The organism is Amycolatopsis sp. SID8362 (assembly GCF_010550475.1).
Lineage (GTDB): Bacteria > Actinomycetota > Actinomycetes > Mycobacteriales > Pseudonocardiaceae > Amycolatopsis > Amycolatopsis eburnea.
In genome coordinates this window covers 1-330 of the sequence record NZ_JAAGNB010000569.1, presented here as the reverse complement: position 1 = coordinate 330, position 330 = coordinate 1, and the positions used below count along the sequence as shown (strand labels likewise).

The following is a 330-nucleotide window of genomic DNA, read 5'->3' as shown; positions in this document are numbered from 1 at the left end:
GCTGGCCGGGCGCGACCCGGCCGGTCCGGTCGGGCGACCTGCTGCCCGAGCGCGCCCTTTCCGGCGACGCGGAGGCCGAGCGCCTGCTGGTGGACGCGATCGCGCGGCCGCTGGAGGAGGCGGGCCCGACGCTGCAGCGCACGGTGGAGGCGTACCTGGAGAGCGGCGGCGTGCTCGAGACGTGCGCGAAGACGCTGTTCGTGCACCCGAACACCGTCCGCTACCGGCTGCGGAAAGCGGCGGAGCTGACCGGCTGCCAGCCGACCGACCCGCGGGACGCGCTGGTGTTGCGGATCGCGCTGACGGTGGGCAGGCTGGCCCGGGCCCGCG

1 protein-coding gene is annotated in these 330 nt (G+C 77.0%); it reads left to right on the top strand.

From position 1 onward, the window contains the following. On the top strand, positions 1 to 330 hold a 330-nt coding region (locus G3I65_RS17455; RefSeq protein WP_203612412.1), incomplete at both ends, for a CdaR family transcriptional regulator.